This window comes from Anianabacter salinae, from assembly GCF_019061145.1.
In the GTDB taxonomy this organism is placed as follows: Bacteria; Pseudomonadota; Alphaproteobacteria; order Rhodobacterales; family Rhodobacteraceae; genus Anianibacter; species Anianibacter salinarum.
This window is the reverse complement of sequence record NZ_JAHQZS010000004.1, coordinates 217,362-242,323: the sequence shown is the minus strand read 5'-3', so window position 1 is coordinate 242,323 and position 24,962 is coordinate 217,362. Positions and strand designations below refer to the sequence as shown.

Below are 24,962 nucleotides of genomic sequence, written 5' to 3'. Positions count from 1 at the left end.
AGCCGGCCCCGCCGCAACTCGCTAGTCGAACGTCCCCGTAACCCGGCCCATCAGCATGAACGCCCGCGCGGTGCGGGTGCCCGCGAGGCGCGAGATGTCCTCGTCGCTGGCGGTCTTCTCGAATTCCGAGAACACCGCGTCGAACTTGCGCAGGAAGTGGTGCGCGCTGTCGCGGAACACCAGATCGCCCCGCATCCGTCCGGCGGTCAGCGCCAGGCAGGACCGGTCGCGCACGCCGCCGAGCGCCGCGACGGCGCGGCCCCGTTCGCCCCGGGCGAAACGGCGCCATACCTCGGGGCGGGCGCGGTCGGGCGACAGGTCGTCCATGTAGATGCCTTCCTGGCTCAGCAGCGTCAGAAGGTCCTGCGCGGCCTGCACAAGCTGTGCGGTGGACCGGTCGCGCAAGGCGCGGCGCAGCGCCTGGAAGCCTTCCTTGTCGTCCGCGTTCTCGGGGAAGTTCAGCGCAAGGATGAAGTCGGACACGTTCACCGGCGGGCCGCTGGGCTCGATCGGGTCGGTCAGCGCCAGAAGGCCCTGCTGTTCGCCTTCGGGCGTCGTCTCGGTCTTGGGGATCGCGGGCTTGGTGCTGTCCTCGTCGGTCGTGCCGGGGCTGCGAATCGAGGTGAAGGTCGCGATCGCGCTTTCGGTCTGGCGCTGCGACTGCGCGATTTCCTCGAGCTTCTTCTCGACCGAGGATTTCGCCGCCCCCTGTGCCGCGCGCTGGCTGTCGATGACAAGCGCACGCAGCGCGTCGATCGCCACCTCAAGCCGCCGCGATTCCTCGCGGATGGCAAGGCTGGACCGGGCGGCCATCACGCCGACCCACAGCATCGCCACCGGCATGAACACGATCAGGATCGTCAGCACAAAGCGAAAGCCCGCGTCCGACCCCGCGCGCCCGCCCACGAACAGCAGCGCCGCGCCCACGGCAATGATCCACAGGATCGACACGATCAGCGACATCCGTTCCACCCGCTCGAAATCGGCGGGGGGCTTTTCGCGGCTGTAGATCGCGAAGCGGGTCGGTGTGTCGGTGTCTTGCCGGGCCATTCCGGGGGTGGCCTCCGCCGTGTCCATCAGCGCCTAGTTATACGCGACGCTCAGGATCTCATAACTTTTCTCGCCGCCGGGGGTGCGGACCTCGACACTGTCGCCCTCGTCCTTGCCGATCAGCGCGCGGGCGAGCGGTGACTTGATGTTCAGCTTGCCGCCCTCGATGTCCGCCTCGGGCTCTCCGACGATCTGGTAGGTGCGTTCCTCGTCGGTGTCCTCGTCGACGATCCGAACCGTGGCGCCGAACTTGATCGTGCCGGATAGCTTGGCGGTGTTGACCACCTCGGCGAGCGACAGGATGCCCTCAAGCTCCTTGATGCGGCCCTCGATGAAGCTCTGCTTCTCGCGCGCGGAATGATACTCGGCGTTCTCGGACAGATCGCCATGCTCGCGCGCCTCGGCGATGGCGCGAATGATCTCGGGCCGCTCGATGGATTTCAGGCGCTTGAGTTCCTTGTTCAGGGCGTCGTGGCCGTCTTTCGTCAGGAGGATCTTGTCCATGACCGTTCTCGCACAAATGACACGGGCGGCGCAGGGCCGCCAGTCTCGGGTAGGGTTCAATCCGCTCAGATGACCTGCTGGGCCAAGCGATTGCAAGGGGAACGTCCGCCGCAGCGCAGGAGTTGAGGCCCTGTTGTTACGTTCTGTCGTGATTGACGCCCGGTGACGCCCTAAGTAGTCGTTCAGCGACAGAATTCGCAAGAGATACGCAGCCCCGGCGCGGGCGCGGCGGAAAGGGAATGGAATGGCCGAGATGACGCGCGAGTCGATGGAATACGATGTGGTGATCGTTGGGGCGGGGCCTGCGGGCCTGAGCGCCGCGATCCGGCTCAAGCAGCTTGACGCCGACCTGAACGTGGTGGTCCTTGAAAAGGGCTCCGAGGTCGGCGCGCACATCCTGTCGGGCGCGGTTCTCGACCCGTCCGGCCTGAACCGGCTGATCCCCGACTGGAAGGACAAGGGCGCGCCCGTCACCGTCAAGGTGACCGAGGATCATTTCTACATGCTGGGCGAATCCGGGCAGGTGCGCATCCCCAACTGGCCGATGCCGCCTTTGATGAACAACCACGGCAACTATATCGTCTCGATGGGCAACGTCTGCCGCTGGATGGCCGAACAGGCCGAGGAGATGGGCGTCGAGATCTTCCCGGGCATGTCCTGTTCGGAAATCGTCTATGGCGAGGACGGCGCGGTAAAGGGCGTGGTCGCGGGCGAGTTCGGCAAGACCCCCGACGGCACCCCCGGCGACGGCTATGAGCCGGGGATGGAGCTGCACGGCAAGTATGTCTTCCTGTCCGAAGGCGTGCGCGGGTCGCTGTCGAAAGAGGTCATCGCCAAGTTCGATCTGGCCAAGGACTCCGATCCGCAGAAATTCGGCCTCGGCATGAAGGAAATCTGGGAGGTCGATCCCGAAAAGCACAAGCCCGGCAAGGTCGTGCACACGATGGGCTGGCCGCTTGGGTCCAAGAACACCGGCGGATCGTTCATCTATCACCTCGACAACAACCAGGTCTATGTCGGTATGATCGTCGATCTGAACTACAAGAACCCCTACCTTTTCCCCTACATGGAATTCCAGCGGCTCAAGCATCACCCGATGATCCGCGACCTGCTGGAAGGTGGCAAGCGCGTTGCCTATGGCGCACGGGCTGTGACCAAGGGCGGGCCGCAGTCGATGCCCAAGGCGGCGTTTCCGGGCGGCGCAATCCTGGGCTGTTCGGTCGGCCTCGTGAACCTGCCGCGCATCAAGGGCAACCACAACGCCATGCATTCCGGCATCGCGGCAGCCGAGGCGGCCCATGCCGCGTTGCAGGCTGGCCGTGCGGGCGACACGCTGGACGACTACGACACCGAGTTGCGCAATGGCCCCGTGGGCAAGGACCTCAAGAAGGTGCGCAACGTCGCGCCGTTGTCGGGACGCTACGGCCTTTACGGCGCGCTCGGGCTTGGCGGGCTGGACATGTGGATCCAGACGATCACCGGCGGGCTGTCGCCCTTCGGCACGCTGAGGCACGGCAAGTCCGATGCCGAGGCGACGGAACCGGCGTCGAAACACAAGCCGATCGACTATCCCAAGCCGGACGGCAAGATCAGTTTCGACCGGCTGACCAACGTCAGTTTCTCCATGACCAACCACGAGGAACACCAGCCCGCGCACCTCAAGCTGAAGGATGCCAAGGTGCCGGTCGCGGTGAACTTGCCGAAATATGCGGGGCTGTCGCAGCGCTATTGCCCGGCAGGCGTTTACGAGTTCGTCGAAGAAGACGGCAAGGAGCCGCGCTTTGTCATCAACTTCCAGAACTGCGTGCACTGCAAGACCTGCGACATCAAGGACCCCTCCCAGAACATCGTCTGGACAGTCCCGCAGGGCGGCGACGGGCCGAATTACCCCAACATGTAACAAACCGCCGTGATCGGGCCGCCGTTTGGCGGCCCTTTCGTTGCGGATCGCGGGGCAAGTGCTAGTCTTCGTCAAATCTTCTTCTGCGAGGCACCGCCACCGTGAAACGCCCGTCTGTCCTGACCGCCCTTGTCCTTGCCGCCGCGACGCTGGCCGCGCCTTTGTCCGCGCAGGGCCTTGCCGGGTCCTATCTGGCGGGACGGCAGGCGATCATCGCCAACGATTTCACCGCCTCTGCGGAGTATTTCTCGCAGGCGCTGCGGGCCGATCCCGCCAACCCCGCCCTGATGGAGAACGCGGTGCGTTCATTCCTGGGCGCGGGCGATCTGGGGCGTGCGGTCGAGATTTCGCTGCGCATGGCCGAGATGGGCGTCGACAGCCAGATCGCCTGGATGGCGCTTCTGGGCGATGACTTCCGGCGCGAGGATTACGCGACCGCGCTTGACGATCTGGACACCGGCGACCGGGTCGGCCCGCTTGTCGACGGGCTGCTGACGGCCTGGGCGACGGTCGGTCTTGGCGAGTTCAGCACCGCGCTGGAGCAGTTCGATGCCGCCGCCGCCACCGAAGGCGTCGAGGCGTTCGGCTTCTACCACAAGGCGCTCGCCTATGCGCTGGTCGGCGACTACGAGTCCGCCGACGCGATCCTGTCCGGCGAGATTTCGGGCAACATCGGCCTGTCGCGGCGCGGCATCGTCACCCATGCGCAGGTGCTCTCGCAGCTTGAACGCAACGACGATGCCATCGCGATGATCGACGCGGCCTTCCCGGACGGCGGCGACGACCAGATCGCCGCCCTTCGGATGCAGCTTGCGGCGGGCGAGCGGCTGGACTTCGACATGATCGAAAGCGCGCGCGACGGCGCCGCCGAGGTGTTCTTCATGGTCGGCGGCGCGCTGGCTGCGGACGCGGACGCCAACTATGTGCTGATGTATGCGCGCATCGCGCAGGCGCTGCGCCCCGGCCATATCGATGCGCTCTTGCTGACGGCATCCTTGCTGGACCGCCTCCAGCTTCATGACCTTGCGGCTGCGGCCTATGCCGAGGTGCCGCGCGACCATCCGTCCTATCTCGATGCCGAGATCGGCCGCGCCGAGGCGCTGTATGCCTCCGGCAACACCGACGCGGCGGTCGAGGTGCTGGAACAGCTGTCGCGCGATTTCGCGTCGTCGACGGTCGCCCACGTCGCGCTGGGCGACGCGCTGCGGCGGCTGGAACGGTATGCGCCTGCCGCGTCCGCCTACGACAAGGCCATCGCCACCTTCGACAGCGAGCGTCCAGAGCAATGGCTGACCTACTTCGCGCGCGGCGTGTCTCGCGAACAGACCGAGGACTGGCCCGGCGCCGAATCCGATTTCCGCAAGGCGCTGTCGCTGAACCCCGAACAGCCGCAGGTGCTGAACTACCTCGGCTATTCCTACGTCGAGATGAACGAGAACATGGACGAGGCGCTTGACCTGATCGAGCGCGCGGTCGCCGCGCAGCCCAATTCCGGGTACATCGTCGACAGCCTTGGCTGGGCCCTGTTCAAGACAGGCGATTACCCGGGCGCGGTGACGCAGCTGGAGCGCGCGGTCGAACTGGTGGCGGTGGACCCTGTCATCAACGACCACCTCGGCGACGCCTACTGGGCGGTCGGCCGCAAGCTGGAAGCCCGGTTCCAGTGGCGCCGCGCCCTTTCCTTCGACCCCGAGGAAACAGACGCCGAGCGCATCCGCCGCAAGCTCGAGGTCGGCCTTGACCAGGTGCGCGCGGCCGAGGGCGAGGCGCCGATCGCGGTGGCGAATGACGGCTGAGGTCTTCGCGCCCGCCAAGATCAACCTGACGCTTCATGTGACCGGCCAGCGCGCCGACGGGTATCACCTGCTCGACAGCCTCGTGGTCTTTGCCGATGTCGGCGATACCGTGCGCGTGACACCCGGCGAGGGGTTCACCGTGACCGGCCCGCGCGCGGCGGGTGTGCCGGTGGACGGTGGCAACCTCGTAATGCGCGCCGCCGCCCTGATGGGGGCGTCCGGCCTTGCGATCACGCTCGACAAGCATCTGCCTGCCGCTTCCGGCATCGGCGGAGGATCATCGGATGCCGCTGCAACGCTGTTGGCGGTGGCCCGCGCTACCGGACGTGCCCTGCCAGAGCCGAAGGACATCCTGTCGCTTGGCGCCGACGTGCCGGTCTGCCTGACCGCGCGTCCGGTGCGGATGGAAGGCATCGGCGAGACGCTGACCGCTGTTCCTCACTTGCCGCCGTTTCACCTTGTGCTGGTCAATCCGGGCGTCGAGGTGCCGACCCCTGCCGTCTTTGCCGCGCTGGGCCGCAAGGACAACGCGCCGATGCCGCGCGCGCTGCCTGCCTGGCCGGATGCGGCGGCGCTGGCGGCCTGGCTTGCCGCGCAGCGCAACGATCTCGAACCTCCGGCCAAGCACATCGCCCCCGAAGTCGGCACCGCGCTTGCGCGGATCGCGGCAACCGAGGGGTGCCTTCTGTCGCGCATGTCTGGCTCTGGCGCGACGTGCTTCGGCCTCTATGCCGCGCGCGCCGAGGCCGAGGCTGCCGCCGCCACGTTGCAGCGCGGGTGCCCCGACTGGTGGACCACCGCCGCCAGCCCCATTGCCCGCGCCCCGGCTTCTTCTTTGTAAAAATACGCAGTCCTGACGCAGCGCGCCGCCCGCCTAGCTGATCCGCGCCACGACGTAATCGGCCAGATCATGCAGCATGCCCCGCAGATCGCCCTCCGGCAGGCGCAGGATCGCGGCCTTGGCGGTGTCCGACCATGCGATGGCGTCGTCGCGCGTGGCTGCCAGCGTTCCGTGCCGCGCCATGAGCGCCATCGCATGCTCCAGATCGCCGTCCTGCTGATCGCCCTTGGCGATCACGCGGCGCCAGAACGCGCGTTCCTCGTCATCGGCGGCGGCCACCGCCTTTATGACCGGCAGCGTCAGCTTGCGCTCGCGGAAATCGTCGCCGACGTTCTTGCCGGTCGCGCCGCTGTCTCCGTCGTAGTCCAGAAGATCGTCGACGATCTGAAAGCTGATCCCAAGCGCGTCGCCGTAGTCGAACAGCGCCTGTTCCGCCTCTGCCCCCGCGTCCGCGATCACGCCGCCGACCTGCGTTGCCGCCGAGAACAGCGCCGCCGTCTTGCCGCGCACGATCTGCAGATAGATGTCTTCGGTGGTCGCAAGATCCTGCGCGGCGGTCAGTTGCAGCACTTCGCCCTCGGCGATGGTGGCGGCGGCGTTGGCCAGGATGTCGAGCACCCGCAGCGAGCCGGTTTCCACCATCAGTTGGAACGACCGCGCGAACAGGTAGTCGCCCACCAGCACGCTTGATTTGTTGTCCCACAGAAGGTTCGCCGTGGGCCGTCCGCGCCGCTTGCCGCTTTCATCGACCACATCGTCGTGCAGCAGCGTCGCGGTGTGGATGAACTCGACCGTCGCGGCCAGCCGGATGTGGTGATCGCCCGCGTAGCCGCAGAGCCGCGCGGCAGCGAGCGTCAGCAAAGGCCGCAGCCGTTTGCCGCCCGCGTCGATCAGGTGCGCCGACACCTCGGGGATGCGCGGCGCGTGGCGCGATGCCATACGCTTCTGGATCAGCGCGTTGACCGCCACCATGTCGCCCGACAGGGCAGAGGCTAGGCGTTCATGCGGTTTGGTCTCGGCGTGATCGAGGCTCATGCGTTTTCCAGTCAACGTCTCGACATTGCGGCAGAACTGATCCTAGATCAGCCCCATGAAAGAGCTTATGCGCACCAACGATCCGACGCTGATCGCCTACGCCACGGCGCTCCTTGAGGGCGAGGGTATAGAGTGCTTCCAGATGGACGTCCACATGAGCGTCCTTGAAGGCTCCATTGGCATATTGCCGCGCCGGATGATGGTGCGCGACAGCGACCATTTCCGCGCGAGCGCCGTGCTGCGGGACAACGAGATCCCGACCGGCCAGTGACGGTAACCACGCTCGACCGGTTTCTCGGCGGCAAGGTTGTGCTGGAGCAGCCGCGCAGCGGATACCGGGCGGGCAGCGATGCGGTGATGCTGGCGGCGGCTGTGCCTGCGGGCACGGGCGCGCGGGTGCTGGACCTTGGCTGCGGCGTGGGGGCGGCGATGTTCTGCCTTGGCGCGCGGGTTTCGGGGCTGGCGCTGACCGGGGTCGAGGTGCAGCCGGAGTATGCCGCGCTGGCCCGGGCCAACGCGGTGCGCAACGACATTCCCGCCGAGGTGGCCCTGGCCGACATCGCCGCGCTGCCCCCCGGCCTGCGGCAACAGGGCTTTGACCACGTCCTGATGAACCCGCCCTATTTCCAGCCCTCCCGCGGGACTGAGGCGCGCGACGCGGGCCGCGCCGTGGCCTTTGGGGGCGAGATGCCGCTGGCGGTCTGGGTGGATGCCGCCGTGCGCCGCCTTGTGGCTGGCGGAACCCTGACGGTCATCCAGCGGGTCGAGCGGCTTCCTGAACTGCTGGCGGCCTTCGACACGAGGCTGGGCGCGGTGCGTCTGTTGCCGCTTCAGGCGCATCCGGACCGCGCGCCCGAGCGGGTGATCCTGCACGCCCGCAAGGGATCGCGCGCTGCGTTCCGCATGCTCCCGCCGTTGATCCTGCACGATCGGGGTGGGGACAGCGCGAACGATCCATTCCGGCCCGAAATCGAGGCGGTCCAGCGCGACGGCGCGGCGTTGCCGGTGGATTGGTGCTGAAACCAGCCGATTGCGCGAATCCTTTGTAACCCGCAGGTGACAGACGAGCGAATTCGTGCTGCACTGTGGTCATTCATAGCCATGAAGGAGGACGGACCATGAGTTTGACCGCGCACCTGCAGCAGCTTCGCCGCAAGCACGACGCCTTGTCGGTTGAGGTGGAATCTGCGCAACGCAGTCCGGCCACCGACGCACTTCATATCAGCCAGTTGAAAAAGCAGAAACTTCGCCTCAAGGAAGAGATCGAGCGCCTGAGCGCCAACGCGTGATCCGCGCCGCATCATCCTGACAGAATTCGGGCCGCCCGACAGGGGCGGCCCTTTTTCGTTTCGCGCCGGGCAGGGTCAGACGAAGAACTGCGCCCCGTTGGCCGAGATCGTCGAGCCGTTGATGAAGCCCGAGTCGTCCGACGCCAGGAACACCACGCAGCGCGCGATTTCCTCTGGCTCGCCCAGCCGTCCCGCCGGGATCTGCGCGATGATCGACTCGCGCACCTTTTCCGGCACAGCCATCACCATCTCGGTCGCGATGTAGCCGGGGCAGATCGCGTTGGCGGTGATGCCTGCGCGCGCGCCTTCCTGCGCCAGCGATTTCACGATGCCCAGATCGCCCGCCTTGGTCGCGGCATAGTTCACTTGCGCGAACTGGCCCTTCTGGCCGTTGATCGACGAGATCACCACGACGCGGCCGAACTTGCGTTCGCGCATGCCGGGCCAGAGCGGGTGAACTGTGTTGAACACGCCGGTAAGGTTGGTGTCGACAACCTCGTGCCACTGCTGCGGCGTCATCTTGTGGAACGGCGCGTCGCGGGTGATGCCCGCGTTGGCGACCACGATGTCGATGGGGCCAAGATCGGCCTCGACCTGCGCGGCGCCCGCCTTGCAGGCGTCGTAATCGGCGACCGACCACTTGTAGGTCTTGATGCCGGTCTCGTCGGTGAATTTGCGGGCGGCGTCGTCGTTTCCGGCGTAGTTCGCCGCAACCTCGAAACCTGCTTCTTTCAGCGCCTTCGAGATCGCCGCGCCTATGCCGCGCGTTCCCCCCGTAACAAGTGCAACTCGGGCCATGCTCTCCTCCTTAGTATGGCTTTCGGCAATTGTGTTATCCCAGAAGGCAAGGGCGCGCAATAATATTGCGCGCCCTTGCAATCTTCTTTCGGATCAGGGGCGCTCAACGCACATGGCAACGCCCATGCCGCCACCGATGCACAGCGTGGCGAGACCGCGCTTGGCGTCGCGGCGCTGCATCTCGAACAGCAGGGTGTTGAGGATGCGCGCGCCGGATGCACCGATGGGGTGACCGATGGCGATGGCGCCGCCGTTGACGTTCACGATGGACGGGTTCCAGCCCATGTCCTTGTTCACGGCGCAGGCCTGCGCGGCAAAGGCTTCGTTCGCCTCAACAAGGTCCAGGTCCTCGGGCTTCCAGCCCGCCTTTTCCAGCGCCTTGCGGCTGGCATAGATCGGGCCCGCGCCCATGATCGACGGATCGAGGCCGGTGGTGGCGTAGGACACGATCCGCGCCAACGGATTGATCCCGCGCTTTTCCGCGTTCTCGGCGGACATCAGCAGGACGCCCGCCGCGCCGTCGTTCAGGCCGCTGGCATTGGCGGCGGTGACGCTGCCGTCCTTGGTGAAGGCGGGGCGCAGTTTCTGCATCGCTTCCATCGTGGCGCCGTGGCGGATGTATTCGTCATCGCCGACCACGATGTCGCCCTTGCGGGTCTTGACGGTGAAGGGAACGATCTCGTCCTTGAACTTGCCTGCCTTCTGCGCCGCCTCGGCCTTGTTCTGGCTGGCGACGGCGAATTCGTCCTGCTGGTCGCGGCTGATCTGCCACTTTTCGGCGACGTTCTCGGCGGTCTGGCCCATGTGGTAGCCGTTGAAGGCATCCCAAAGCCCGTCGCGGATCATCGAATCGATGAACTTCATGTCGCCCATCTTGTGACCGGCGCGCAGGTGCGCGACGTGGGGCGAAAGCGACATGTTTTCCTGCCCGCCCGCCGCGACGATGTCGGCATCGCCAAGCTGGATGTGCTGGGCGGCAAGCGCCACGGCACGCAGGCCCGAGCCGCAGACCTGGTTGATCGACCATGCCGCCGATTCGATCGGCAGACCAGCGTTGATGTGCGCCTGGCGCGCGGGGTTCTGGCCCTGACCGGCGGTCAGCACCTGCCCGAGGATCGTCTCGCTTACCTCTGACGCGTCGATGCCCGCGCGCGCGACGAGTTCCTGCAGAACCGTGGCGCCCAGATCATGGGCGGGGGTGTTGGCGAAAGCGCCGTTGAAGCTGCCGACCGGCGTACGCGCGGCGGAGGCGATGACGACATTGGTCATGGGTCTCTCCCGTAAGAATCCTGCCGGGGCAACGTTCACGGGATGGCCCAACATGGCAAGCCCCCGCTGCCCGGTGTTCCGGGGTATACCGGGGGTGGCGGGGACTGGCAAACAGCGGTTACCCGGTGCCAAGCGCCCGCGTCTTCGCCCAGTGCGGATGCACCGTCGGCGCGGCATAGAGATAGCCCTGAAGGCAGTCGATCCCGGCGGCGATCAGGAAATCGGCATCCTCGGGGCGTTCCACCGCCTCGGCCACGGTGAACATGTCGAAATGCTGCGCGATCGAGATCAGCGCGCGGGTCAGGACCTGGTTGTCGGGCGTGGTGGCGATCCCGCCGATGAACTGTCCGTCGATCTTGATGATGTCGAAGTAGAAATCGCGCAGGTAGCGGAACGAGGTGTAGCCCGCGCCGAAGTCATCCAGCGCAAAGGCGATGCCGCGCGTTTGCAGGTCCGCCATGAACACCTGAACGATGTCGGGCATCAGCATGGCCGAGCTTTCGGTGATCTCGAGAATCAGGCGTTCACCTACGGTGGGATCGGCGGACAGACCGTGGTTCAGCGTGCGCATCCAGGGCGGATAGCCGATGGACCGTGCCGACATGTTGACCGCCAGCCGCAGCCACGGCTGTTCGGCCAGGGTGCGCAGGCCGATGTCGAGCGCGAGGCAATCAAGCTGCCGCCCGGTTTCCGTTTCCTCGACCGCGCCGATGAAGTCGCGCGCCGGGATCACGCGGCCGGTGGGATCGAGCACGCGCAGAAGCCCCTCGTAGAAGGCAGGGCGATCGGGGCGGGCCGCCTGCATCACCGGCTGGAAGGCCAGCAGCACATCGCGGCTGTCGATGGCGCGGCGCACCATCTGCATCGTCGCCGCGTCGCGTGACCGGATCGCCGCGTCGAGCGGGCTGGCCAGCCCGTCGGGCACCTCCGTGTCGTTCCAGCGCCGTGGCCGCTTCATCGCCTGTCTCCCGTCACGCACCGTCGCCATCCTGCGCGCGGGCGTTTAAGGTCGGGTTAAGAGCGGCATGAGGGAACGACATGAACGAGCGGTGCACATGGTGCGGGGACGATCCCTTGTATGTCGCCTATCACGACACCGAATGGGGCGTGCCGGAGTATGACAGCCGGGCGCTGTGGGAAAAGCTGGTGCTGGACGGCTTTCAGGCGGGCCTGTCCTGGATCACCATCCTGCGCAAGCGCGACAATTTCCGCGCCGCGTTCGAGGGGTTCGATCCCGAACGGATCGCAAGCTGGGGCGAGCCCGAGATCCTGCGCTGCCTGGCTGATCCGGGCATCGTGCGGCACAGGGGCAAGATCGAGGCGACCATCGGCAACGCCCGCGCCTACCTTGAGATCGAGGCAGGGCCGGGCTTTGCGCCTTACCTGTGGGACAGGACGGGCGGGCGCCCGCTGCAACCGATGCGCGCGGCGATGTCCGACATCCCCGGCGAGACGGACTTGTCGAAACAGATTTCAAAGGATCTGAAAGCGCGCGGGTTTCGCTTTGTCGGGCCAACCATCGTCTATGCCTGGATGCAGGCCTGCGGTATCGTCAACGACCATGTCGTGACCTGTCCGCGTCACGCCGAAGTGCGCGCGCTCGGCGAGGGCTGAGGCGCGGCGGTCTCGAAGCCCGGCGTGCCTGCTGCCTCGGGGTGGCGGGCGAGGTGCCGCGCCTTGATCCCGTCCGACATCGAGCGGCTGCCATCATGGCTCCACCCCGGCGGCATCACGGCATAGCGGATGCGCTGGCCAACGGTCAGGCCGGGCCGTGTCACGTCGCGCCAGATCGCGGCCCATTCGTGGAACGCCACCCGCAGCGGGTTGAAGGTGCCGATGTTGTGGACAAGGCCGTAATCGACCTTCTCGTCCTCCTGCTCGGGGACGAAGGTGCCGAACAGCCTGTCCCAGACGATGAAGACACCCGCGTAATTGGAATCGAGGTAGCGCGGATTGCGCCCGTGGTGGACGCGGTGGTGCGAGGGTGTGTTCATCACCGCCTCGACCCAGCGCGGCAGCTTGCCGATCGCCTCGGTGTGGATCCAGAACTGGTAGATCAGGTTCAGCCCGCCAACGAATAGCACCATCGCCGGATGGAACCCCAGCAGGATCAGCGGCGCGCGGACCACCATCATGAAGGTGAAGGTGCCGGTCCAGGTCTGCCGCAGCGCGGTGGTCAGGTTGTAGTGCTGGGACGAGTGGTGGTTGACGTGGCTCGCCCAGACCCAGCGGATGCGGTGGCCGAAAAGGTGCACCCAGTAATAGCGCAGATCGTCCAGCACGAAGCACAGCGCGATGACCCACCACGCCGTGCCGAGGTCCAGCGGCGTGACCTGCCACAGCACCATGAAGAAGCCGTAGGCGATAAAGCCCAGAAGGATGCCGGAGGCGACATTGCCCGCGCCCATGATAAGCGAGGTCATCGCGTCGCGCGTCTCGTAGCGGCCGCCCCGGCCCTTGAAGTGGATCCAGAACAGCTCGGCCAGGATCGCGGCGATGAACAGCGGCACGGCAAGCGAGACGACGTCTGGAAAGGTGATCTGGTCGGTCATGGTCTCTTCTCGTTGATGCGGGCGGCCCAGGCGGCGGCCTCGTCCGGCGGCATGGCAAGGGTGACGCTGGGGGCGTTGAAGTCGGGGAACCGGATGCGCAGGCCGTGGCGGGTGATCCTGGCGCGGCCGCCGTCCAGCATCCGGCAGACGCTGTCGGCGCCGAAGGCCCAGACAAGTCCGGGGCCGCGGCCCGTGTCCACCAGCGCGGCGCTGCCGGTGGAACAGGGAACCGCGCCGGTCACGGTATCTTCGGGGAATTGCCGCAGCCACGCGGCGCGGGCGTCGTCGCCGGTCGCCATGCGAAAGCCGCCGGTATAGCCGAGCAGGTGAAGAAGGCCGACGATCCCGGCGATCCCCACGACCACAAGCGGCAACATGACGGCAAGCGGCATTGCATTCCTCCCGGCGCCCATGATGGGCGGCGCAAAGGCGCGCGGGTCAAGCGTTGCGTTGCGTCATGAGGGGGCGTCAGCCTTGCGGCGCGCCGTCGTCGATCATCGCGCGCAGGATCGCCTTGGCGCTGTCGCTGTCCCACTCGGCGTCGCCGATCAGGCGGGCGATTTCCTGCCCCTCGGCGTTGAGGATCACCGTCACCGGCAGGCCCAGAACGCCCATGTCTCGGGCCAGCGCCTGTTTCTCGTCGCGGTGCTGCGGCAGGCCGGTCACGCCCTCTTCTTCAAAGAAGCGGCGGATGCCGGTGGGCGAATTGCGCCCGGTGGCGATGGTCACAACCTCGAAATCGTCGCCGCCAAGCTCGGCCTGAAGGTTGGCGAGCGACGGCATCTCCTTGCGGCAGGGCGCGCACCAGGTGGCCCAGAAGTTCAGCAGGATCACCTTGCCTTCGTAATCGGCAAGGCTGCCGGTGCCGCCGTTCTCGGCGGTGAAGGTGGCGCTTGAGGCCTCGGCGGGGGCGGAATGGAACTGCAGCTTCTTGATCGTCCCTTCGCGCATCGCCTCAAGCGCGGCGGTGTCTGCGGCAAGGGCGGCGTTTGCGCCCATGGCGAGGGCCGTGTAAAGGGCGGCAATCGTGATCCAGCGCATCTTCCCTCCGAGGGTTTTCGACAATGACAAAGTCCGGTTCCAACGCCATGTGGGGCGGCCGTTTCGCCGCAGGTCCCGACGCGATCATGGAGGCGATCAACGCCTCGATCTCGTTCGACAAGCGCCTCTTTGCCGAAGACATCGAAGGCTCGCGGGCCCATGCGGCGATGTTGGCGGCCACTGGCATCCTGAGTGATAGCGATGCCGAGGCGATCCGGGAAGGATTGCTCACGGTGTTGTCAGAGATCGAAACAGGAGACTTCCCGTTCTCGGCGGCGCTGGAAGACATCCACATGAACGTTGAATCGCGGCTGAAAGAGATCATCGGCGAACCGGCGGGGCGGCTGCACACCGCGCGGTCGCGCAACGATCAGGTGGCGACGGATTTCAAGCTGTGGACGCGGGGCCAGATCGACGCGGCGATGGAGGGGCTGCGCGCGCTGATCGGCGCGCTGCTGGACCAGGCCGAGGCGGGGGCGGGCTGGGTGATGCCGGGCTTCACCCATCTGCAGACCGCGCAGCCGGTGACCTGGGGCCACCACATGATGGCCTATGTCGAGATGTTCGGGCGCGACCTGTCACGGTTCCGCGATGCGCGGGCGCGGATGAACGAAAGCCCGCTGGGGGCTGCGGCGCTGGCGGGCACGTCGTTTCCCATCGACCGGCACATGACGGCGGAGGCGCTGGGCTTTGACCGGCCCGCCGCCAATTCGCTGGATGCCGTCAGCGACCGCGACTTTGCGCTGGAGTTTCTGTCGGCGGCGTCGATCTGCGCGGTGCACCTGTCGCGCTTTGCCGAAGAGCTGGTGATCTGGGCCTCGGCGCAGTTCCGGTTTGTCGTGCTGTCGGACCGGTTCTCGACTGGATCGTCGATCATGCCGCAGAAAAAGAACCCCGACGCGGCGGAACTGATCCGTGCCAAGATCGGGCGCATCCTTGGCGCGCAGGTGGCGCTGTTCACGGTGATGAAGGGCCTGCCGCTCGCCTATTCCAAGGACATGCAGGAGGACAAGGAGCAGGTGTTCGACGCCGCCGATACGCTTCTGCTGTCGCTGGCGGCGATGACAGGGATGGTGTCGGATATGACCGCCAACCGCCCCGCGCTCGAGGCCGCCGCCGCATCCGGGTTTTCCACCGCGACCGACCTTGCCGACTGGCTGGTGCGCGAGGCCGGGCTGCCGTTCCGCGAGGCACACCATGTGACCGGGACGCTGGTGGCCATGGCCGAGGCCAAGGGCTGCGATCTGCCCGAGTTGACCCTTGCCGAGATGCAGTCGGTGCATGATGCTGTGACCGAAGACGTGTTCGGCGTTCTTGGGGTGCAGAACTCGGTCGCCAGCCGCACCAGCTATGGCGGGACGGCGCCCGACCAGGTGCGCGCGCAGGTCGCCCGCTGGAAAGAGGTGATGGGATGAAACGGATCTTGCTGACCCTTGCGCTGCTGGGCCTCGCCGCTTGCGGCGTCGACGGCGCGCCGGTGCCGCCGCCTGCCAGGGAACCGGTCAAGGCCGAACCCGGCGTCACCGTGACCGGCACCGCGAAGACCGGCATCGTGGGGACGTTCTGAGCCGATGCTGCGGTTGATCTACCTGGCGCTTGCGGTCTGGGGGGCGGTGCATCCGATGTACTGGTTCGTGACCTACATGAACGAGACCGGCACCGGGTTGTCGGGGCTGATCGACGCCTGGTATGTCAACGCCTCGACCACCGGGCTGACCTGGGACCTGACGATTGCCGCCATCGCGCTGACGGTATGGGTGATTGCCGAGACCTGGGCGCGCAAGAACTGGCTCGCGCTGCTGGCGATCCCCGCGACGTTCTGCATCGGGGTAAGCTGCGGGTTGCCGCTGTACCTGTACCTGCGGACGCGCGGGATCGACTGATCCGGTTTCGCCCCGGCTGCGCCGGGGGGTCTGGGGGGCTCTGCCCCCCAGACCCCCCGGAGGTATTTGAAGACCAAAGATGAGTAAGGCGGTCGCGGGGCGGCAGGCCGGTGGAAGGGTGCGATGGATCATTTTCTGTATCGGGACGGCGCGCTGTATGCCGAGGATGTCGCCGTCGCCGAGATTGCGGCGGCGGTGGGCACGCCGTTCTATGTCTACTCGACGGCGACGCTGACGCGGCATTTCCGGCTGTTCGACGAGGGGCTGGCGCCATTGCCGCACCTGGTGTGCTACGCGATGAAGGCCAATTCCAACCAGGCGATCCTGAAGACGCTGGCGGCGCTTGGCGCGGGGATGGACGTGGTGTCGGGCGGCGAATACCAGCGCGCGAAGGCGGCGGGGGTGCCGGGGGAGCGGATCGTGTTCTCGGGCGTCGGCAAGACGAAGGACGAGATGCGGATGGCGCTGGAAGGCGGCATCCGGCAGTTCAACGTCGAGAGCGAGCCGGAGCTGCGGGCGCTGTCCGAGGTGGCGGTGTCGATGGGCGCGGTGGCGCCGGTGACGGTGCGGGTGAACCCCGATGTTGACGCAAAGACTCATGCCAAGATCGCCACTGGCAAGAAAGAGAACAAGTTCGGCATCCCGATCGCGCGCGCCCGCGAGGTCTATGCCGAGATCGCCGCGCTGCCCGGGGTGCATGCGGTGGGACTCGACGTGCATATCGGCAGCCAGCTGACCGATCTTCAGCCGTTCGAGGATGCCTATATTCTGGTCGCCGAGCTGACCCGGCAACTTCGTGCCGATGGCCATTCCATCGACCGGCTGGACCTTGGGGGCGGGCTTGGCATCCCCTACGAGCGGTCCAACAGCGCGCCGCCGCTTCCGACGGATTACTGCGAGATGGTCAAGCGGGTGCTGGGCGATCTGGACGTCGAGATCGAGATCGAGCCGGGGCGGCTGATCGTGGGGAACGCCGGGCTTCTGGTCAGCGCGGTGACCTATGTGAAATCCGGCGAGGGGCGGGATTTTCTTATCCTCGACAGTGCGATGAACGATCTGATCCGGCCCGCGATGTACGACGCCTGGCACGATATCGTGCCGGTGATCGAGCCTGCGGCGGGGGCGGCGATGCACCCGTTCGACGTGGTCGGACCGGTCTGCGAGAGCGGTGATACCTTTGCGCGCCAACGCCCGATGCCGCCGGTGAAGGCGGGCGATCTGGTGGCGTTCCGGTCGGCGGGGGCCTACGGCGCGGTGATGGCGTCCGAGTACAATACCCGGCCGCTGATCCCCGAGGTGCTGGTTCACGGCGATCACTTCGCCGTCATTCGAAAGCGGCCGACCTTTGACGAGATGATCGAACGAGATACCATTCCCGAATGGCTCTGACCCGCTATCCCGCGTGAGCCGAGACTGACGGGAGCCCATGACCGATCAGCGCGTGTTTCCGGCCGAGGCCGAGCGTCACCTGAAATGGCCCGTGCGCCTGACCCTTTGGGGGATGGCCGCGGAACGTGTGGCGCGCGCGTTCTGGCCGCTGTGGTCGATCCTGATCGCCGCGCTGGCGGGGCTGATGCTGGGTCTGCACGAAATCATGCCGCTGGAGGCGCTTTGGGCGGTCACGGTGCTGGCGGCGCTGGGCTCTGTCTGGGCGCTTGTGGTGGGGGTGCGGCGGTTTCGGATGCCGCGCCGGGCCGAGGCGCTGGACCGGCTGGACCGGACATTGCCGGGGCGGCCCATCGCGGCGCTGTCGGACCGGCAGGCGATCGGATCGGGCGATGCGGCTTCGGCCGCCGTCTGGCAGGCGCATGTGGCGCGGATGTCCGAACGGGTGCGGGCGGCGCGCGCCGTCGAGCCTGACCTGAAGATCGCCGCGCGCGATCCCTTTGCCCTGCGCTATGTCGCGCTGCTGGCGCTGGCGGTGGCGCTTCTGTTCGGGTCGATCCTGCGGGTCGGCAGCGTGGCGGACATGGCGCCCGGCGGCGGCGCCGCCATCGCGTCGGGGCCAAGCTGGGAGGGCTGGGTGGAGCCGCCCGCCTACACCGGCAAGCCGACCTTCTATCTCAACGACATCCCGGCAGGCGCCTTCGAGGTGCCAGAGGCGAGCCGCGTGACGATCCGCCTTTATGGCGAGGTGGGCGATCTGACGGTGACGGAAACCGTATCGGGACGGCAGGGCAACGATCTGGCGGTGGCGAGCGAGCCGAGCCAGAGTTTCGAGGTCTCCGGTCCCGGCACCCTGGCCATCGAGGGGCCGGGCGGACGCGACTGGACGGTGTCGGTGTCGCCTGATGCCGCGCCGCAGGTGCGCCTTGACGGCGAGGCCGAGCGCAGCCCGACCGGCGAGATGCAGATGCCCTTTACCGCTTCGGACGATTACGGCGTGGTCGGCGGCAAGGCGCGGTTCGATCTGGACCTTGCCGCTGTCGACCGCCGCTATGGCCTCGCGCTGGAACCAGAGGCGCGCGATCCCATCGAGGTCGATCTGCCGATGCCGATTTCGGGCGACCGGACTGAGTTCACCGAAACGCTGATCGAGGACATGGCAGAGCATCCCTGGGCGGGCCTGCCGGTGACAGTGACGCTGGACGTGGCCGATGCGCTGGGCCAGTCGGGCCAGTCTGTGCCCGAGACGATCACGCTGCCGGGACGGCGGTTCTTCGACACGCTGGCGATGGCGATCATCGACCAGCGCCGCGCGCTTCTGTGGAACCGCGAGAACGGGCCGCGCGTGGCGCAGGTTCTGCGGGCGGTTTCATTCCGGCCCGAGGAGGTGTTCACCAGCCAGACGGTCTATCTGCGGCTGCGCGTGGCGATCCGGCGGCTGGAGATCGGCAACGACTATGGCCTTTCGGATGACAAGGTCGACGAGATCTCGCAGGCGCTGTGGGATGTCGCGGTCGAGATCGAGGAGGGCGACCTGTCGGACGCTCTTGAACGGCTTCGGCGCGCGCAGGACCGTTTGTCCGAGGCGATGCGCAACGGTGCGAACGAGGACGAGATCGCCGAGTTGATGCAGGAATTGCGCGAGGCGATGAACGACTACATGCGCCAGCTGGCCGAACAGCAGGGGCAGGACGGCGAGCAGCAGGCGCAGAACCAGCAGAACATGCAGGAGATCACCGGCGACCAGCTGAACGAGATGCTGGAACGCTTGCAGGAGCTGATGGAACAGGGGCGCATGGCCGAGGCCGAGCAACTGTTGCAGCAGCTTCAGCAGATGATGGAGAACATGCAGGTCACCCAAGGCCAGCAGGGCCAGCAGGGCGAGGGCCAGCAGGCGATGGAAGGACTGGCCGAGACGCTGCGCAACCAGCAGGGCCTGTCGGACGAGACCTTTGGCGATTTGCAGGAACAGTTCGACCAGCCGGGTCAGCAGGGGCAACAGGGCCAGCAAGGACAAGAGGGCCAGCAGGGGCAACAAGGACAGCAGGGCCAACAGCAGGGACAGGGCCAGCAGGGCGGCCAGACCCCCGGTGGGCAAGGCGGAGAGCAAAGCCTTGCGGAACGTCAGCGCGCCTTGCGGCAAGAACTGAACCGCCAGTCGCAGGGTCTGCCCGGCGCGGGCACACCCGAAGGCGACGCGGCGCGTGATGCGCTGGGCCGCGCAGGCCGCGCGATGGACGGCGCCGAGGAGGCGCTGCGCAACGAGGATTTCGCCGAGGCACTGGACCAGCAAAGTCAGGCTCTGGAAGCGCTGCGTGAAGGCATGCGAGAGCTTGGCGAGGCGATGGCGCAGCAACAGCAGCAAGGTCAGGGGCAGAAGGGCGAACAGCTTGGGCAGGCCGACCAGAACCAGCGCCGCGATCCGCTGGGGCGCGATCTGGGCGCGAACGGCCAGATCGGCACGGACGAATCGCTGTTGCAGGGCGAGGACGTCTATCGCCGCGCGCGCGAGTTGCTGGACGAGATTCGGCGCCGGTCGGGCGACCAGACGCGGCCCGAGGACGAACTGGATTACCTGCGCAGGCTACTCGACCGCTTCTGATCCGCCGCGAATGGCCTGCACGCGTTCGACCATGTCGGCGGTGAAGTCCTGCGCCCGTACCAGCGCGTCCTGCAAACCGGCATCGACCTTGGGCCGTGTGTCGTTCACCCAGGCAACGTAGGTCTCGAGCGGCTCGGCAAGGCCGGGCACCTCGCCCGCGATCTGCGGCGCGAAGATGTAGGCAGCCGTCGCGGCGACGGCAGCGACGATCACCAGCAGAAATCCGGTGCGGAAGCCACCGTTCGAGGTCTTGCCGGTGCCAGCGTCGGTGTCCGCGCTGTCCGCTGGACCGCCGCGCGCGTGGGCAGAGGGGCGCAGCGTGGAATTGATTTCCTCGATATCGGGAAGCTGTTCGGCGCGGCGCGCTGCATCGCGCCGGGCGCCGGGGGTCATTGGCTGCTCGGCGCCCGCGTCCTGCGCCTCTGGCCGTTCAGAGGTGACGGTGCGCACATGGGCGCGGGTCGGGGCGACGCGGGCTTCGGTCTGTCGAGGCCCGCTGTCTAGGCCAAGATCGGGTTGCGATTCCAGCCCGTCCTGCCCTTCGCGTTCCGCCTCGCGGGCGGCCTTCTCGCGTGCGGCTTCCTCGCGCAGCATGTCCGCGACCTCGGGGTTCAATTCGCGGCGGCGTCGTTCAGACGCGGCGGCCCCCAGGGCGGCGGTGGCAGCGGCGGACATGGCGGCGGCTTCGGGTCCGGGCGCGGGGCGCGGCGTTGCGGGGCGTTCGCGCGCGGGCGGGCGCTGCGGTTCAGGAGGGGTGTCGCCGATGTCGACATTCTCGGGGAAGGCATGGCCCAGCTCTTCGGCCAGGGCCCTGTCGAAATGCGGCGGGCGCTGGAACCAGGTGTGGCCGCAGTTCGCGCATTGCACGTCCCGGCCGCCATCGGGGATGACGCTTTCGTCGATTTCGTACTGCGCACCGCAGTTCGGACAGATCAGTCGCATCCCTCGCCCCGCCTCAGATCCGCATCCCGCGAACGTGCCAACCCTTGACACGTAGGTCTAGCAGTCGCTTGAGCCTTTTCAAAGCCCTTGGGTCCACGAGGCGGCACTGCCGATTGCACCGCTCTGCCGCTAGGGGCTAGAACAGGCGGGCGGTGCGGGGCAGGGCACCGCCAAGGGGGCGGCGTGATCGAATTTCAGGATGTGGCCTACAGCTATGGCGGGGGCGAGTTGCTGACGGGCATCGACCTGTCGCTGCCGCAGGGGTCGTTCCATTTCCTCACCGGACCGTCCGGCGCGGGCAAGACCACGTTCCTCAAGCTGTGCTACGGCGAATTGGTCCCCTCGTCCGGGCGGATCGAGCTGTTCGGGCGCGACGTTCGCGGGATGAGCCGCGACGACATCGCGTGGCTGCGGCGCCGGGTCGGCGTCGTGCATCAGGACTGTCAGTTCCTCGATCATCTGCCGCTGGAAGAGAACGTGGCGCTGCCGCTGACCGTGGCGGGGCGCGACGCGGGGGCCGAGGCGGCGGACCTCAAGGAGCTTCTGGCCTGGGTCGGTCTGTCGAAACAGCGCGGATCGCTGCCACCCGAGCTGTCGGGCGGCGAGCGCCAGCGCGCCGCGCTGGCCCGGGCGATCATCATGGCGCCCGAGGTGATCGTCGCGGACGAGCCGACCGGCAACGTCGATTGGGAGATGTCGCTGCGCCTGCTGCAACTGCTTGTCGAGCTGCACCGCATGGGCAAGACGATCCTGATCGCCACCCATGACATCAACCTGATCCGCGCGGCCAAGCAGCAGACGCAGGCGCGCGTCCTGCGCATCCGCAATCGGCAGGTGCAGCTTGCGGGGGCCGACCTGTGAGCCTTGGTGCCGATCTTCTGGCGATGGCGACGGGCGACCGGCAGGCCGACCGCGTGGTGCCGCCCACCGGGTTCACCGCGCGGCTGACGCTGTTCACCGCTGCCGCGATGGCGTTTCTTGCGGTGTTCGCGCTGGCGCTGTCGCTGGCCACCGGACGGCTCGCCGACCGCTGGAGCGATGCCCTGGCACGCACCGCGACGGTCCGCATCTCGGCGCCGATGGGACAGGTCGAGGCGCAGACGCAGGCGGCCCTTCGGGTGCTGGAGACGACGCCGGGCATCGCCTCGGCCCGGCCGCTGGGCGACGCCGAGCAGCGCGCGCTGCTGGAGCCGTGGTTCGGCCCTGATCTGCCGGTCGATACGCTGCCGATCCCGCAACTGATCGAGGTGGTCGAAACTGGCGACGGATACGATGCGCAGGGCTTGCGGCTGCGATTGCAGGCCGAGGCGCCGGGCGCGGTGCTGGACGATCACACAAGGTGGCGCGCGCCGCTGGTGCGGGCGGCCGAGCGGCTGCGTCTGCTGGGCATCCTGTCGATGGCGTTGATCGCGGCAGCGACGGGCGCGATGATAACCTTGGCCGCCAATGCCGCGCTGAACGCCAATGCGCAGGTAATCCGGGTGCTGCGGCTGGTGGGCGCGCGCGACGTTTATATCGCTCGCGCCTTTGTCCGGCGGTTCACCTTGCGCGCGCTGAGCGGTGCCGCGGCGGGGACGGTTCTTGCGATGATCGCCATTGCCCTTCTGCCGGGGGCGGAGACGGGCGGCGGATTCCTGACCGGGCTTGGCTTTCAGGGCGCGGGCTGGCTCTGGCCACTGGTCATTCCGCCGCTGGCGGCGCTGACCGCGTTCTGGGCGACGCGCACCGCGGCCTTCCGGGCCTTGAGGGAGTTGATGTGATGGCCCCTGCCGTGAGTCTGGCTTGGCGCTGGCTGCGCTCGCTGATCTTCGTGGTGCAGATGTACGCGATGATGGCCGTGCTGGCGGTGTTCTTCACGCCCTTCGCCATCTTCTCGCGCGATTGGGCGTTCCGCGCGGTGCACACCTATTGCGGCTGGGTGCGCTGGACGGCGGCCTGGATGGTCGGTCTGCGATCCGAAGTGCGCGGCACGGTGCCGTCGGGCGAGGTGATCGTCGCCTCCAAGCACCAGAGCTTTTTCGACATCATCCTGCTGGTCCACGCCTTGCCGCGCCCGAAATTCATCATGAAGCGTGAATTGCAATGGGCGCCGATCCTCGGCTGGTATGCCAAGCGGATCGGCTGCGTGCCCGTGGACCGGGGCAAGCGCGGCGCCGCCGTGGCCGCTATGGTCGAGCAGGTGGCCGAAGGACGCGGCGAGGCAGGACAGCTGATTATCTATCCGCAAGGCACCCGCGTCGCCCCCGGTGCGGCGCGGCCCTACAAGATGGGGACGGGCATCCTGTATGCCAATCTGGGCAATCCTTGCGTGCCTGCCGCCACCAATGTCGGCGTGTTCTGGCCGCGCACCGGGATCTTCCGCAAGCCGGGGCTGGCGGTTGTCGAGTTCCTTGATCCGATCCCGCCGGGGCAGGACCAGTCCGAGTTCATGGTGCGGCTGGAACAGGTGATCGAGACCGCATCGGACCGCCTGATGGCAGACGCTGGGTTCGGGGGGTAGGCAGGCTTTCCATGAAAGCCTGTGGCCAAATCCTCGGCGAGGATTTGGGTCAGACCGCCCCAAGCGCCGCGAGGGACACATCGGCGCGGTGGTCGCGGCCAAAGGCGACAAGCCCGATGGAGCGCAGGCTTTCGGCTTGCGGGCTGCTGCGCAGCAGGCGGCCCGACGGCTCGAACGAGGACAGCGGCAAGTCGATCTCGGCCCAGTCCGGCCCCGTGGGGAATCCGGCCTGGTAGTATTGCCACGGCAGGCGGGTGCCGCTGGTGCGCAGATGGATGAAATACCGCTCGCCATTGCCGCGCAACCGGATGCGCAAGGCGGTGGTTTCGGGCGGCAGGCCACCCGGCAGGTCGGTGCGGGTCTGTATGAATCCGCCGCGGTTGGCGGTGCTGACGGTGCCGGTCAGGCGGATGAAGGTCTCGGGCCCGTCCGTTTCCATGCGCGCCTGTCCTTGCGACACGCCGCCCATGACGGTGTCTGCAAGGTAGGTCCAGCCAAGGTCGCGCGCGGGCGTCAACATGCCCGTGGTCCAGTCCTGTGTCAGCGCGGCACGGGGCAGCACGAGCGAGGCGGCGGCCAGTGCAAGGACATGGCGCCGGTCCACCGGATCAGGCCGCCAGACCCTTGCGACCCATGTCGAGGAACTTCTTGCGGCGGTCCTTGATGAGCGCGGCGCGCGACTTGTCGGCCAATTCGCCGATCATCGACTCCAGCGCTTCGCCCACGGCCTTGATCGTCGCGGCGCGGTCACGCTGGGCGCCGCCGAGCGGTTCCTTGATGATGCGGTCCACGACGCCAAGCTGCTTGAGGTCCTGCGCAGTCAGGCGCAGCGCCTCGGCGGCCTCGCGCATCTTTTCCGCGTCCTTCCAAAGGATCGAGGCGCAGCCCTCGGGCGAGATGACCGAGTAGATCGAATGTTCCAGCATCGCCACGCGGTTCGCGGTGGCAAAGGCCACGGCCCCGCCCGATCCGCCCTCGCCGATCACCACCGACACCACCGGCACGCCGATCTGCAGGCTTTTCTCGGTCGAGCGCGCGATCGCCTCGGACTGTCCGCGTTCCTCGGCGCCCTTGCCGGGATAGGCGCCGGGGGTGTCGACCAGCGTCACCACGGGCAGGTTGAAGCGGTCGGCAAGGTCCAGAAGACGGATCGCCTTGCGGTAGCCTTCCGGGCGGGCCATGCCGAAATTGCGTTCGATGCGGGTCTTGGTGTCGTGGCCCTTCTCGTGACCGATCACCATGACGGGGCGGTCGCCCAGACGCGCCATTCCGCCCATCACCGCGTGATCGTCGGCAAAGTTCCGGTCGCCGGCCAGGGGCGTGTATTCGGTGAACAGCGCCTCTATGTAGGACTTGCAGTGCGGCCGGTCGGGGTGCCGCGCGACCTGGCATTTGCGCCACGCGGTCAGCCCGCCGTAAAGGTCCTTGAGCATCTGCCCCGCCTTGGCGTCCAGCGCCGCGGCCTCCTTCTCGACGTCCATGCCTTCGCTGGTCTTCGCCAGCGCCCGAAGCTCGTTCGCCTTGCCTTCGATCTCGGCAAGGGGCTTTTCGAAGTCGAGATAGTTCATCAGGGG

General features: G+C 67.2%; 27 protein-coding genes. 15 read left to right on the top strand and 12 right to left on the bottom strand.

Going from position 1 to position 24,962, the window contains the following annotated elements; all coding sequences use genetic code 11:
- Positions 1–21: 21 nt before the first annotated feature.
- Positions 22–1,050, bottom strand: coding sequence for a hypothetical protein (locus tag KTJ87_RS12740; RefSeq protein WP_267139502.1), 1,029 nt, complete (start codon positions 1,048–1,050; stop codon positions 22–24).
- A gap of 33 nt (positions 1,051–1,083) precedes the next feature.
- The gene (greA, locus tag KTJ87_RS12735; protein ID WP_267139501.1) at positions 1,084–1,554 is read right to left on the bottom strand and encodes a transcription elongation factor GreA; all 471 of its coding nucleotides are present in this window, start codon (positions 1,552–1,554) and stop codon (positions 1,084–1,086) included.
- Positions 1,555–1,798: 244 nt separating this feature from the next.
- On the opposite strand from greA, the gene KTJ87_RS12730 reads away from it, so the two are divergent.
- The 3 genes from KTJ87_RS12730 to KTJ87_RS12720 all read left to right on the top strand — a co-directional run bounded on the left by KTJ87_RS12730 (position 1,799) and on the right by KTJ87_RS12720 (position 6,091).
- Positions 1,799–3,454: an electron transfer flavoprotein-ubiquinone oxidoreductase gene (locus KTJ87_RS12730; RefSeq protein WP_267139500.1), complete on the top strand. Its 1,656-nt coding sequence runs from the start codon at positions 1,799–1,801 to the stop codon at positions 3,452–3,454.
- 101 nt (positions 3,455–3,555) lie between these two features.
- Complete coding sequence (locus KTJ87_RS12725; RefSeq protein WP_267139499.1) at positions 3,556–5,250, top strand: tetratricopeptide repeat protein; 1,695 nt, start codon at positions 3,556–3,558, stop codon at positions 5,248–5,250.
- The gene (locus tag KTJ87_RS12720; RefSeq protein ID WP_267139498.1) at positions 5,240–6,091 is read left to right on the top strand and encodes a 4-(cytidine 5'-diphospho)-2-C-methyl-D-erythritol kinase; all 852 of its coding nucleotides are present in this window, start codon (positions 5,240–5,242) and stop codon (positions 6,089–6,091) included. The genes KTJ87_RS12725 and KTJ87_RS12720 overlap by 11 nt, the downstream gene beginning before the upstream one ends.
- A 33-nt stretch (positions 6,092–6,124) precedes the next feature.
- Here KTJ87_RS12720 and KTJ87_RS12715 read toward each other — a convergent pair whose 3' ends face one another.
- Positions 6,125–7,126, bottom strand: a complete 1,002-nt coding sequence (locus KTJ87_RS12715; protein ID WP_267139497.1) for a polyprenyl synthetase family protein — start codon at positions 7,124–7,126, stop codon at positions 6,125–6,127.
- Positions 7,127–7,181: 55 nt separating this feature from the next.
- Between KTJ87_RS12715 and KTJ87_RS12710 the strand changes: the two genes are divergently transcribed.
- The 3 genes from KTJ87_RS12710 to KTJ87_RS12700 all read left to right on the top strand — a co-directional run bounded on the left by KTJ87_RS12710 (position 7,182) and on the right by KTJ87_RS12700 (position 8,415).
- Positions 7,182–7,397 carry a putative signal transducing protein gene (locus tag KTJ87_RS12710; protein ID WP_267139496.1) on the top strand — a complete coding sequence of 72 codons (216 nt, stop codon included), beginning with the start codon at positions 7,182–7,184 and terminating at the stop codon, positions 7,395–7,397.
- Positions 7,394–8,146: a tRNA1(Val) (adenine(37)-N6)-methyltransferase gene (locus tag KTJ87_RS12705; protein ID WP_267139495.1), complete on the top strand. Its 753-nt coding sequence runs from the start codon at positions 7,394–7,396 to the stop codon at positions 8,144–8,146. Before KTJ87_RS12710 ends, KTJ87_RS12705 begins: the two co-directional genes overlap by 4 nt.
- A gap of 98 nt (positions 8,147–8,244) precedes the next feature.
- On the top strand, positions 8,245–8,415 hold the full coding sequence (locus KTJ87_RS12700) for a YdcH family protein (RefSeq protein WP_267139494.1): 171 nt from the start codon (positions 8,245–8,247) through the stop codon (positions 8,413–8,415).
- Positions 8,416–8,490: 75 nt separating this feature from the next.
- Here the strand turns inward: KTJ87_RS12700 and phbB are convergent, their stop codons facing one another.
- From phbB to KTJ87_RS12685, 3 genes are all read right to left on the bottom strand, one after another.
- A complete protein-coding gene (gene phbB, locus KTJ87_RS12695; RefSeq protein WP_267139493.1) occupies positions 8,491–9,213 on the bottom strand; it encodes an acetoacetyl-CoA reductase in 723 nt (240 codons plus the stop codon).
- A gap of 93 nt (positions 9,214–9,306) precedes the next feature.
- The gene (locus KTJ87_RS12690; protein ID WP_267139492.1) at positions 9,307–10,482 is read right to left on the bottom strand and encodes an acetyl-CoA C-acetyltransferase; all 1,176 of its coding nucleotides are present in this window, start codon (positions 10,480–10,482) and stop codon (positions 9,307–9,309) included.
- A gap of 118 nt (positions 10,483–10,600) precedes the next feature.
- The gene (locus KTJ87_RS12685; RefSeq protein ID WP_267139491.1) at positions 10,601–11,440 is read right to left on the bottom strand and encodes an EAL domain-containing protein; all 840 of its coding nucleotides are present in this window, start codon (positions 11,438–11,440) and stop codon (positions 10,601–10,603) included.
- Between the two features lie 80 nt (positions 11,441–11,520).
- On the opposite strand from KTJ87_RS12685, the gene KTJ87_RS12680 reads away from it, so the two are divergent.
- Entirely contained in the window at positions 11,521–12,096 is a 576-nt protein-coding gene (locus KTJ87_RS12680) for a DNA-3-methyladenine glycosylase I (protein ID WP_267139490.1), read from the top strand.
- Here the strand turns inward: KTJ87_RS12680 and KTJ87_RS12675 are convergent.
- The 3 genes from KTJ87_RS12675 to KTJ87_RS12665 all read right to left on the bottom strand — a co-directional run bounded on the left by KTJ87_RS12675 (position 12,063) and on the right by KTJ87_RS12665 (position 14,075).
- On the bottom strand, positions 12,063–13,034 hold the full coding sequence (locus KTJ87_RS12675) for a sterol desaturase family protein (RefSeq protein WP_267139489.1): 972 nt from the start codon (positions 13,032–13,034) through the stop codon (positions 12,063–12,065). The two genes, KTJ87_RS12680 and KTJ87_RS12675, sit on opposite strands and share 34 nt — an antisense overlap.
- Positions 13,031–13,426 (bottom strand): hypothetical protein, encoded by a 396-nt coding sequence (locus KTJ87_RS12670; RefSeq protein WP_267139488.1) that lies wholly within the window; start codon positions 13,424–13,426, stop codon positions 13,031–13,033. Before KTJ87_RS12670 ends, KTJ87_RS12675 begins: the two co-directional genes overlap by 4 nt.
- 76 nt (positions 13,427–13,502) lie before the next feature.
- A complete protein-coding gene (locus KTJ87_RS12665; RefSeq protein WP_267139487.1) occupies positions 13,503–14,075 on the bottom strand; it encodes a TlpA disulfide reductase family protein in 573 nt (190 codons plus the stop codon).
- Positions 14,076–14,098: 23 nt separating this feature from the next.
- Here KTJ87_RS12665 and argH point away from each other — a divergent pair, with 23 nt between their 5' ends.
- The 5 genes from argH to KTJ87_RS12640 all read left to right on the top strand — a co-directional run bounded on the left by argH (position 14,099) and on the right by KTJ87_RS12640 (position 19,946).
- Entirely contained in the window at positions 14,099–15,490 is a 1,392-nt protein-coding gene (gene argH / locus KTJ87_RS12660; RefSeq protein ID WP_267139486.1) for an argininosuccinate lyase, read from the top strand.
- Positions 15,487–15,642 carry an argininosuccinate lyase gene (locus KTJ87_RS12655; RefSeq protein ID WP_267139485.1) on the top strand — a complete coding sequence of 52 codons (156 nt, stop codon included), beginning with the start codon at positions 15,487–15,489 and terminating at the stop codon, positions 15,640–15,642. Before argH ends, KTJ87_RS12655 begins: the two co-directional genes overlap by 4 nt.
- Positions 15,643–15,646: 4 nt before the next feature.
- Positions 15,647–15,958, top strand: a complete 312-nt coding sequence (locus KTJ87_RS12650; protein ID WP_267139484.1) for a DUF2834 domain-containing protein — start codon at positions 15,647–15,649, stop codon at positions 15,956–15,958.
- 123 nt (positions 15,959–16,081) lie between these two features.
- Positions 16,082–17,347, top strand: coding sequence for a diaminopimelate decarboxylase (lysA, locus tag KTJ87_RS12645; RefSeq protein WP_267139483.1), 1,266 nt, complete (start codon positions 16,082–16,084; stop codon positions 17,345–17,347).
- Positions 17,348–17,384: 37 nt separating this feature from the next.
- On the top strand, positions 17,385–19,946 hold the full coding sequence (locus KTJ87_RS12640) for a TIGR02302 family protein (protein ID WP_267139482.1): 2,562 nt from the start codon (positions 17,385–17,387) through the stop codon (positions 19,944–19,946).
- Here KTJ87_RS12640 and KTJ87_RS12635 read toward each other — a convergent pair.
- Complete coding sequence (locus KTJ87_RS12635) at positions 19,929–20,888, bottom strand: zinc-ribbon domain-containing protein (protein WP_267139481.1); 960 nt, start codon at positions 20,886–20,888, stop codon at positions 19,929–19,931. The genes KTJ87_RS12640 and KTJ87_RS12635 overlap by 18 nt on opposite strands.
- A 183-nt stretch (positions 20,889–21,071) precedes the next feature.
- Between KTJ87_RS12635 and KTJ87_RS12630 the strand changes: the two genes are divergently transcribed.
- The 3 genes from KTJ87_RS12630 to KTJ87_RS12620 are packed head-to-tail and all read left to right on the top strand — an operon-like array spanning position 21,072 to position 23,388.
- Positions 21,072–21,749, top strand: a complete 678-nt coding sequence (locus KTJ87_RS12630) for a cell division ATP-binding protein FtsE (protein WP_267139480.1) — start codon at positions 21,072–21,074, stop codon at positions 21,747–21,749.
- A 23-nt stretch (positions 21,750–21,772) separates the two neighbouring features.
- Positions 21,773–22,648 carry a cell division protein FtsX gene (locus KTJ87_RS12625; protein WP_267139657.1) on the top strand — a complete coding sequence of 292 codons (876 nt, stop codon included), beginning with the start codon at positions 21,773–21,775 and terminating at the stop codon, positions 22,646–22,648.
- Positions 22,648–23,388 (top strand): lysophospholipid acyltransferase family protein, encoded by a 741-nt coding sequence (locus tag KTJ87_RS12620; protein WP_267139479.1) that lies wholly within the window; start codon positions 22,648–22,650, stop codon positions 23,386–23,388. Before KTJ87_RS12625 ends, KTJ87_RS12620 begins: the two co-directional genes overlap by 1 nt.
- Positions 23,389–23,437: 49 nt before the next feature.
- Here the strand turns inward: KTJ87_RS12620 and KTJ87_RS12615 are convergent, their stop codons facing one another.
- The gene (locus KTJ87_RS12615; protein WP_267139478.1) at positions 23,438–23,992 is read right to left on the bottom strand and encodes a CIA30 family protein; all 555 of its coding nucleotides are present in this window, start codon (positions 23,990–23,992) and stop codon (positions 23,438–23,440) included.
- A 4-nt stretch (positions 23,993–23,996) separates the two neighbouring features.
- A complete protein-coding gene (locus tag KTJ87_RS12610) occupies positions 23,997–24,956 on the bottom strand; it encodes an acetyl-CoA carboxylase carboxyltransferase subunit alpha (protein WP_267139477.1) in 960 nt (319 codons plus the stop codon).
- Positions 24,957–24,962 lie beyond the last annotated feature (6 nt).